Source organism: Ferdinandcohnia sp. SAFN-114, from assembly GCF_059415045.1.
On sequence record NZ_JBPFDQ010000065.1, the window covers coordinates 20,493 to 29,175 of the forward strand.

The window sequence follows — 8,683 nt, forward strand, 5'->3', positions numbered from 1 at the left end:
GTTAAAATGTCACCTCACATTTCTTTTCGGAGGCTTCGTAAATTCCAGCAAGTATTTTCATAATTTCAACACCATCTTCCACAGGTGCAATTGGTTTCGTCCCAGATAAACAACTGGTTACAAATGAATCAATTTCATTTTGAAACGCATTTGAAAAATCAAATGTTAGGTGATCAATCTGTGGTTGAATGTTAAGAATTGTATCTTTCTCTTCGCTAATTAATACTAACTCTGGCTCGAGTTCAGCCCCGCCTTTTGTACCAAATAACTTCACCTGTATTTCATCCTTCTTAGCATGTAGGGTGAAAGATACATCTACAAATAAGGAAGCACCATTCTCAAATGTAATCAGGGCATTCGCCAAATCTTCAACCGTATTTTTTTCTTTATCATAGTCTGCTGCTTTATAAAAGCTTAAATTCTCTACGTTTCCACGATTGCCAAGCTGATTATACGTATTTCCAGAGATGGACTTCACTTTTGGACGCCCCATTAGATACCAACATATATCAATAACATGAACACCAAGATCGATTAATGGTCCCCCGCCTGAACGTTCTTTATCGGCAAACCATCCACCTGGGTTTCCCAAACGTCGTAGGCATGATGCTTTAGCATAATAAATTTCACCTAATTTTCCATTATCAATAAAAGATTTTAATACTTTCGTATTCGTTGCAAATCTTCTTACAAAACCAACTTGAAATGTTTTATTATATTTACGCGTTGCCTCTTCAACCTTTAAAGCCTCTTCAACAGTCATTGACAGTGGTTTTTCAACGAGAACATGTTTGCCACCTTTAAGGGCGCCTATTGAAATTTCAGCATGCGTATTATTCCAGGTACAAATACTTACTGCATCCACATTAGGGTCATTAAAAACTTCCTCCAAAGTGTCATAGACATTCCTTATTCCGTACTGCTCAGCTTTTTCTAATGCTCTTTCTTTTGAATAATCGTAAACACCGTACAAAATGACATTTGGGTTGTTCGCATAAGATTGAAAATGCATATTAGAAATTGAACCGGTACCAATCACACATACTCGTAATCTATTCATATTGATCCACCCTTTCAAGGTTGTTATATGCTATCATTATTATTCCACTTCATTCCAAAGCCTTCTTACGTTATCCATTCCAATTTTAGAACCGATTTTACTATCTTCCATACCTTCAAATTCCACAGTTAAATAGCCATCATAGCCTGATCTTTTAACAATTTTCATAATCTCGCGGATGTTTAAATCTCCATGACCAACAATTGCTCCACGTAAATAATTTTCATTTACTGTCCTGAACCAAACACCATCTCCGGGGTTTTCATAGTAAGGACGAATATAGAAGTCTTTAAAATGAACAGTTGCAGCGTATTTAATATTTTTCTTAACTCCAACCAGTGGATCTTCATCAATACAAAGGAAATTTCCAACATCAAGTGTTGTTTTGAAATTTTCACGATTCACTGCATGAATGATACGTTGTACACGGTCACTAGTTTGAACATTAAATCCATGGTTTTCAATTGTAGTTGTAATACCAAATTGGGCTGCATAATCAGCAACAAGCTGGCTACCTTCAACTAATTTTGAAAAATGCTTATCAAAATAATGAATGGTCATATCTTCTTTTGGTAAGGTAAACGCTGTTACATCGTGCCTCATTATCTTAATTCCTAGACGATTCACAATATCAACATGTTTTTTCAGACGCTCAACTTCCTCCTCAAACGCTTCTTGAGTTTCTTGAACAAAATTTGCGGGTAAAGAATAAGCTGAAAGCTCAATACCTAAGGATGCCGCCTTTTCTTTAATTTGATCTGCTAATTCTACATTATCTACGACAGAGAAACCGTATGGGACGATTTCCATATGCTCTCCACCATTATCAGCGATCCATTGGATTACATCTAATACTGTCATCTTTTCATCTCTTAATTCTCTTACTAAACTGTATGTACTTAAACCAACTTTCATCATTATCACTCCTATTAATTTTTGTTTACTAAAAATAAGCTAAATCTACTATTCTACTAAATGACATGCGATAAAATGATCTGCTTCTGCACCTTTTTTTACTTTAGGTTCCGTAACTTTACAAATATCCATAGCAACTGGGCATCGAGTATGAAACTTGCAACCTGTAGGGGGATTTACTGGACTAGGTATATCACCTTGTAAAATAATTCTTTCTCTCCTTAATCTCGGGTCAGGAATCGGGATTGAGGACAATAATGCTTTTGTATACGGATGTTTTGGCTCAGAAAATATAACCTCTTGCGGTCCAGACTCGACAATCGTTCCTAAATACATAACCCCGATATGGTCGCTAATATGTTCAACAACACTTAGGTCATGTGAAATGAACAAATAGGTTAAGTTATATTCAACCTGTAAATCCTTCAATAAATTTAATATTTGAGATTGTATCGATACGTCTAATGCTGATACTGGTTCATCTGCGATAATGAGTCGCGGTTTCATAATAAGTGCTCGAGCAATACCAATACGTTGGCGTTGGCCACCACTAAACTCATGAGCATAACGATCAGCGTGATAATTGCTTAATCCAACTACTTCTAAAATTTCAGATACTTGCTTATTTCGTTCCTCTTTTGATAGATTTGTATGAATAACAAGAGGCTCAGCTACGATATCCCGTACTTTCATTCTTGGGTTCAGAGAGGCATATGGATCTTGAAATATCATTTGAACCTTTTTTCTCATAGCTTTTAACTGAGCTTCTTTTCTTTTAGAGACTTCTTCTCCATCAATCCAAATTTCACCTTCACTTGGTGAAAGTAACCTTGAAATCAATCTTCCTGTTGTTGACTTACCACACCCACTTTCACCGACAAGGCTAAATGTCTTACCTTCAGGAATCTCGAATGAAACATCATGAACAGCCTTCAACATTTTCTTTTTTCGAAACATGCCATTGGGAATTTCAAAGGACTTTTTTAACCCAGCTACTTTTAAAAGAGTATTAGACAAGAATGTCCCCCCTCTCCTCTTTATATAGCCAACACCTACAGGATCTATTTTTTTCTAGTGTCATAACAGGTGGTTCTTCTTCAAAACAAATTGGCATGGCATCGTTACATCTTGGGGCGAATTTGCATCCCTTTGGTAGATTACTAGGATCTGGAACATTCCCTCTAATAGAATCAAGTTTATCCCTTTTTTGACCAAGTTTTGGTATAGAACCGATTAATCCTTTCGTGTAAGGGTGTCTTGGGCTTTCAAATAAATCAAACACATCCGCCTCTTCCACTACTTTTCCAGCATACATTACAACAACTCGATCACACATCTCTGCCACAACACCTAAGTCATGTGTAATCAGTAGCATTGACATATTTTCTCTTTTTTGGAGCTGTTTCATTAAATCCAATATTTGAGCTTGGATTGTCACATCAAGTGCGGTTGTTGGCTCATCAGCAATTAATAGTTGAGGATTGCAAGAAATCGCCATTGCTATCATGATTCTTTGTCTCATCCCACCAGATAGCTGATGCGGAAACTCGTAAATGATTTCCTCGGCACGTGGAATACCTACCTTTTGTAAGATCGAGATTGCATGCTCCTTTGCCTGATTTTCCTTATATCCCAAATGAAGTCTAATCGGCTCCATCAATTGTTCCCCGATTTTCATAACAGGATTCAGGGATGTCATTGGCTCTTGGAAAATCATCGCAATTTGTTTTCCACGAATTTTTCTCATTTCACTTTCAGATTTATTCGTTAGATCTCGGCCATTAAATGTAATAGTTCCTCCACTTATTTCACCAGTCGTTCCTTTAAACAGTTTCATGATTGATAGTGATGTTAGGCTTTTTCCACTACCCGATTCACCGACAAGACCAAGAACCTCACCTTTATTTATATGAAAGTTCACGCCATGTAAGATTTTTATTTTTTGTTTTTCCTTCTTGAATTCGGTTTCAAGTCCTTCTACTTGTAGTAACATCTCCATCCTCTTCAAACTCCCTTATTCATTCTTCGTTTTAGGATCTAAAACATCACGTAAACCATCTCCAACAAGGTTGAAAGCCAAAACTGTTAAAAAGATGGCAATTCCAGGCATCATCACCACGTGTGAGGACGTACCTAAATAATCACGCCCGAGACTTAACATCGCTCCCCAATCTGGTGTTTCTGGACTTGCTCCTAAACCAAGGAAGCTTAAACTTGACGCAGCTAATATAGCTGTCCCTATCCTCATTGATATAAAGACTATTAAACTACCAAGAGATTCAGGAAAAATATGTTTGAACATTATCCTAAAATGCGATGCCCCCATCGATTTTGCAGCTTCAACAAAAACGGTTTCTTTCCCCTCTAAGGTTGATCCTCTAACCAATCTTGCAAAGGAAGGGATGCTAAATACGGATACGGCGATCACCACATTCGTTAGTCCTGGACCTAAAATGGCTACAATCGCAATAGCTAATAATAGATCCGGAAATGCGAACATTACATCACTGGATCTCATGATGAGGCGATCTAACCATCCACCGAAATAACCACTTAATAGCCCAAGAATTGTTCCTGCGATAGCCCCTAACAATACAGAAAGAAAGCTAACACTCAACGAAATTCTTGCACCCACTAGTAATCGACTAAAAATATCGCGACCATATTCATCTGTTCCTGCAAAGTGCTCCTTACTGGGGCCTTGTAATGTTTCATTGTAGTTGGGTTCATATGGATCGTATGGAGTAATGTATGGACCAATAATGGCAATTATTATTAACAATAAAATAAAGATACTTGCCCAAAATGCCGTCTTTTGTCTTTTCCAATTATTCCAAAATTCTTTTGTTGGAGAATACTTATTTTCTTTTATCACGATACTGCTATTACTTACTTCCCTAGAAACTTCCATATCTACCCTCCTCTATGCTACATAACGGATTTTCGGATTGAGAAAACTATAAAGAATATCGACAAATAAATTCACAAGAATAAACTCAATGGAAAACAATAATAACTCAGCTTGGATTACTGGGTAATCCCTAAATGAGATAGAATCAATTAGTAACCGTCCCATTCCAGGAAAGCTAAAAACGGTCTCTACTACGACAGATCCCCCTAACAAGAATCCAAATTGTAATCCTGCAATCGTAACCACTGGAATTAGTGAGTTTCGTAACGCGTGTTTTGGAATAACAACTGTCTCTTTTAAGCCTTTTGCACGCCCAGTTCGAATATAGTCTGCCTTAAGTGTTTCAAGCAATGATGATCGAGTAAAGCGTGCGAGCATCGACATTATTCCTGCTCCTAATGTGATAGAGGGTAAAACATAACTTTTCCATCCTTCTGCTCCACCAGTCGGAAACCATCCTAGCTGAACAGAAAAAATCTGAATTAGAATTAGCCCTAACCAAAAACCTGGCAATGAAATCCCAGATACAGCCGTAACCATCCCTAAGTAATCTGGCCATTTATTTTTAAATACAGCTGAAAAGGTACCTATAAGTAATCCGAAAATTAACGCCCATACCATACTAAATAAAGTCAAATAAATGGATGGCATAAAGCGATCAACAAACATATCCATAACTGGTAATCCAGTTTTTAGGGAAGTACCTAGATCACCTTGAAACAAATTGCTCATATATGTAATATATTGTTCCAATATTGGTTTATCGAGGCCTAGCTCGGCTCGAATGATATTCACCTCTTCTAATGAGGCATCTTTACCAGCAACCAATCTTGCAGGATCTCCTGGGATTAAGTGAGTAAAAAAGAAGATTAATATCGAAACAACGAATAGGATAGGAATCATTTCGATGATCCGTTTTAAAATATATTGGAGCACATTTGCTAACCCCTTTCATAAGAAGGAAAGAAGCATTGGGATTACATCCCTCCGCCCCTTTTTTACTATTACTTACTGTTTTTTCACTTTAGATTTGCATCTGTTACATTAATACTGCCTGTCGGAGTAACAAACACACCTTCAATATTCGCTCTTGTCCCTGCTAAGATTTCATCAACTCCAAGGAAAATCCAAGGTGCGTCTTGATAGATTGTTGATTGGATATCACTATAGAATTGTGCCTGTTTGCTCTCATCTGCTGTTACATTAGCTTCTTCAATCCATTTATCCACTTGATCATTTTTATAGTAAGCAGTATTGGCGCCATTCGGAGGGAACGACCCACTGTAGAATAATGGTTTTGTCGCATTTGTAATGTCAGATGGATATGCTGACCAGCTTACATACCACATTTGTACTTTGGCTTCTTCAGGTGTTTGTGGTCCGTAAATCTCGTTTGAAAGTGTTCCTTCTTCCATCGATTTTATTTCTAAATCAACTCCAATTTCTTTTAATTGTTGTTGAACAAATTGCATACCTTTCATTGTATCTGAGTTTGTATTTCCCCATATTTCCGCCTTAAAGCCATCTTCATAACCTGCTTCTTTTAATAATTCTTTTGCTTTCTCAATATTTTGATCGTACACTTCCTGTTTTTGGTAATGTAGTGTCTTGCTAGGAATAATAGAATCTAATGGTAATCCAAATCCTGCGTTTACTACTTTAATAAACGCATCTTTACTTACAGCATAGTTAAGAGCTTGACGAACCCGAGGATCATTAAATGGTTCTTTCATTGTGTTAATTGATACATAACGTGCGATTGTAGAAGGTATTTTATGAATAACTATGTCGTCATTCCCTTCCAACTCTTTCAAGTTTTGATTTGGTAAAGGATAAATTAAGTGAGCTTCACCCGTTTTTAGCATGGCTACACGTGAACCATTTTCCGGCACAGGTTTATACGTAATTGTCTTCACACGATCTGCTTCACTCCAATATTCGTCAAAACGCTCGACTGTTAAATGATCACCTTGAACCCATTCAACAAATTTGAAAGGACCTGTACCGACTGGATTTTTACCAATCTCCTCACTTCCCTTTTCTAGGAGCTTAGGGCTCAGCATTTTAGCTGAAATAAATCTTGTTAACATTCCACTATAAGGCTCCTCTAATGTTACTTTAATCTCATAGTCATCTACGACTTCTACATTTGTCACAAGATTAAATCCACGACTACTTAAACGAAGGCTATCATCGTTGATTATTCTTTCAAAGTTGGCCTTTACAACCTCGGCATTGAACACTTCACCATCATGAAACTTTACACCTTCACGAAGCTTAAAAGTGTATGTTAATGCATCATCACTTATGGTATGTTCTTTAGCTAGTAGATTAATAATCTTTCCTTCCTCATCAGTACCTAGTAGACCCTCCAACATTGCAGACTGTACGGATCCTGAATTTGTATCTCCTGTATCATGTGGGTCCATTGAGATGAAGTTTTCATTCACTGCTATTACTAATTCTTTCGCTTCCGATTTGGTGGTATCTCCACCATCATTCTCTTGCCCACCACTTTCTTTACTAGAACATCCTACAAACAATACCGACGAAACTAAAACAATCAACAGCGTCTTCCAAAAATTTTCCTTTCTCAAATGACTTCCCCCTTGTTTGTTTTTTTCAGGTATTTCGTCTAGTTGTAGTTATTTCTCCCCCGTACACCTGACAAATCATGATTATCATTACTTCTATCTCCTCTGTTAATTTCCAGAATCATCGATATGAGTAATCCTAAATTCTTTCTAATTTAGTTCACCATGTTAATAAATAACTAAAAATATCCCCAAACAACTAAATATACAGGCTATATTTAGTTTAATTACTCCACTGGTGAAATTAATTAGGAATTTATTGCTATTATAACCTGAGTTTTATACGTTTACAACGTATTTTTTTGTAAAACGTGAATTTTTTGAATATATTTTATATACAGCCGTATTTTGAATTGTTTCTCTCTTTTTCTCACTCTTGTTTTTATATAACCGACTACCTTCTAACAAACTATATAGACTAAGTGAATTACAATTGAACTATAAATGCTGAAGAACTTTTTTTATTTTTGCCACCCCGTTGCACTATCAGATTTTAACATAATATCCATATTCGATATTCACTTAAACTGCAGCGTTAGTTTAGTAACTTCAACAAAAAAGATGCATTAATCCTTCATGGATCAACGCACCCATTACTTTAAGTACAATCTTACATTCACAAAAACAGGCGATAACCCTTCTTGGTCTATCGCACAGTTACTTCAATAAGAGGATTATAATTTCTTTTCAAAATAGGATAAGGAGAGTTGTTCATTTACTATGATCTCTTTAATAGTTTGAAATCCATTCTTTTTATAAAAACTAACTGCTGGAATATTTTTAGAACCTGTTGCTACCTTTATTGTTTCAACCTCGAACTTAGTTTCAATGAAATTTAATAGCAACTGTGCAATTCCCTTTCTAAAATGGTTTGAATGTACGATTAACCTATGGATATCAACTTCATCTTCTGCTACTTTTATAGATATTACTCCGCATAGTTTTTCATTTTCATAATAACCAAAGAACGTTTCTCCGCAAAGCTGCAAAGTATAAACTGTATCCTTTAATGGTGGTATTTCATATGAACCAATTATTTCTGCCTCTACCTTATATGATGGTATTTGAATGTTTAAAACATCTTCAGCATTTTTTCTATTACTTATGTCAATTATTTTAATCAAGGTATGAACTGACCTAGCCAAATGAGACATATATAAAACACCTATCCATATTAAATTTAACACTTTTTCATTAATTTGA

General features: G+C 36.1%; 8 protein-coding genes. All 8 read right to left on the reverse strand.

Features of this window, described 5'->3' with window-relative positions; genetic code table 11:
* Position 1: 1 nt before the first annotated feature.
* Positions 2-1,060, reverse strand: a complete 1,059-nt coding sequence (locus ACR65M_RS18755; RefSeq protein ID WP_440274078.1) for a Gfo/Idh/MocA family protein — start codon at positions 1,058-1,060, stop codon at positions 2-4.
* Between the two features lie 39 nt (positions 1,061-1,099).
* Complete coding sequence (locus tag ACR65M_RS18760) at positions 1,100-1,975, reverse strand: sugar phosphate isomerase/epimerase family protein (RefSeq protein ID WP_440274079.1); 876 nt, start codon at positions 1,973-1,975, stop codon at positions 1,100-1,102.
* A 48-nt stretch (positions 1,976-2,023) separates the two neighbouring features.
* The gene (locus ACR65M_RS18765; RefSeq protein ID WP_341331317.1) at positions 2,024-2,992 is read right to left on the reverse strand and encodes an ABC transporter ATP-binding protein; all 969 of its coding nucleotides are present in this window, start codon (positions 2,990-2,992) and stop codon (positions 2,024-2,026) included.
* Entirely contained in the window at positions 2,985-3,974 is a 990-nt protein-coding gene (locus tag ACR65M_RS18770; protein ID WP_440274080.1) for an ABC transporter ATP-binding protein, read from the reverse strand. Before ACR65M_RS18770 ends, ACR65M_RS18765 begins: the two co-directional genes overlap by 8 nt.
* A 15-nt stretch (positions 3,975-3,989) precedes the next feature.
* A complete protein-coding gene (locus ACR65M_RS18775) occupies positions 3,990-4,886 on the reverse strand; it encodes an ABC transporter permease (RefSeq protein ID WP_121445854.1) in 897 nt (298 codons plus the stop codon).
* Positions 4,887-4,898: 12 nt separating this feature from the next.
* Complete coding sequence (gene nikB / locus ACR65M_RS18780; RefSeq protein WP_121445853.1) at positions 4,899-5,822, reverse strand: nickel ABC transporter permease; 924 nt, start codon at positions 5,820-5,822, stop codon at positions 4,899-4,901.
* A gap of 83 nt (positions 5,823-5,905) precedes the next feature.
* Positions 5,906-7,483, reverse strand: a complete 1,578-nt coding sequence (locus tag ACR65M_RS18785; RefSeq protein ID WP_121445852.1) for a glutathione ABC transporter substrate-binding protein — start codon at positions 7,481-7,483, stop codon at positions 5,906-5,908.
* Between the two features lie 671 nt (positions 7,484-8,154).
* Positions 8,155-8,683: GNAT family N-acetyltransferase (locus ACR65M_RS18790; protein WP_440274081.1), on the reverse strand; the 529-nt coding region annotated here is incomplete at its 5' end.

What these genes read in the sequence shown, in the direction of transcription:
- ACR65M_RS18755 (WP_440274078.1), bottom strand. Translation starts at nt 1,060, where the DNA reads ATGAATAGATTACGAGTATGTGTGATTGGTACCGGTTCAATTTCTAAT.
- ACR65M_RS18770 (WP_440274080.1), bottom strand. Translation starts at nt 3,974, where the DNA reads ATGGAGATGTTACTACAAGTAGAAGGACTTGAAACCGAATTCAAGAAG.
- ACR65M_RS18775 (WP_121445854.1), bottom strand. Translation starts at nt 4,886, where the DNA reads ATGGAAGTTTCTAGGGAAGTAAGTAATAGCAGTATCGTGATAAAAGAA.
- ACR65M_RS18760 (WP_440274079.1), bottom strand. Translation starts at nt 1,975, where the DNA reads ATGAAAGTTGGTTTAAGTACATACAGTTTAGTAAGAGAATTAAGAGAT.